Below are 1,173 nucleotides of genomic sequence, written 5' to 3' on the forward strand. Positions count from 1 at the left end.
CAGCCTACCACCTTAAACTTGGACAACCAACGCCAAGCTGGCCTAGCCTTCTCCGTCCCTCCATCGCAATAACCAGAAGTACAGGAATATTAACCTGTTTTCCATCGACTACGCTTTTCAGCCTCGCCTTAGGGACCGACTAACCCTGCGTCGATTAACGTTGCGCAGGAAACCTTGGTCTTTCGGCGTGGGTGTTTTTCACACCCATTGTCGTTACTCATGTCAGCATTCGCACTTCTGATACCTCCAGCAAGCTTCTCAACTCACCTTCACAGGCTTACAGAACGCTCCTCTACCGCATCACCTAAGTGATACCCGTAGCTTCGGTGTATGGTTTGAGCCCCGTTACATCTTCCGCGCAGGCCGACTCGACTAGTGAGCTATTACGCTTTCTTTAAAGGGTGGCTGCTTCTAAGCCAACCTCCTAGCTGTCTAAGCCTTCCCACATCGTTTCCCACTTAACCATAACTTTGGGACCTTAGCTGACGGTCTGGGTTGTTTCCCTTTTCACGACGGACGTTAGCACCCGCCGTGTGTCTCCCATGCTCGGCACTTGTAGGTATTCGGAGTTTGCATCGGTTTGGTAAGTCGGGATGACCCCCTAGCCGAAACAGTGCTCTACCCCCTACAGTGATACATGAGGCGCTACCTAAATAGCTTTCGAGGAGAACCAGCTATCTCCGAGCTTGATTAGCCTTTCACTCCGATCCACAGGTCATCCGCTAACTTTTCAACGGTAGTCGGTTCGGTCCTCCAGTTAGTGTTACCCAACCTTCAACCTGCCCATGGATAGATCGCCCGGTTTCGGGTCTATTCCCAGCGACTAGACGCCCTATTAAGACTCGCTTTCGCTACGCCTCCCCTATTCGGTTAAGCTCGCCACTGAAAATAAGTCGCTGACCCATTATACAAAAGGTACGCAGTCACCCAACAAAGTGGGCTCCCACTGCTTGTACGCATACGGTTTCAGGATCTATTTCACTCCCCTCTCCGGGGTTCTTTTCGCCTTTCCCTCACGGTACTAGTTCACTATCGGTCAGTCAGTAGTATTTAGCCTTGGAGGATGGTCCCCCCATATTCAGACAAAGTTTCTCGTGCTCCGTCCTACTCGATTTCATGACTAAGAGATTTTCGCGTACAGGGCTATCACCCACTATGGCCGCACTTTCCAGA

The 1,173-nt window shown here is 51.2% G+C and carries 1 rRNA gene; it reads right to left on the reverse strand.

The annotated features are described in order from the left end of the window. Nucleotides 1-1,173: ribosomal RNA gene (locus ACM6I0_RS18970) — 23S ribosomal RNA — on the reverse strand; the annotation flags it as partial.

The organism is Pseudomonas sp. IT-P294, from assembly GCF_949767865.1.
GTDB lineage: Bacteria > Pseudomonadota > Gammaproteobacteria > Pseudomonadales > Pseudomonadaceae > Aquipseudomonas.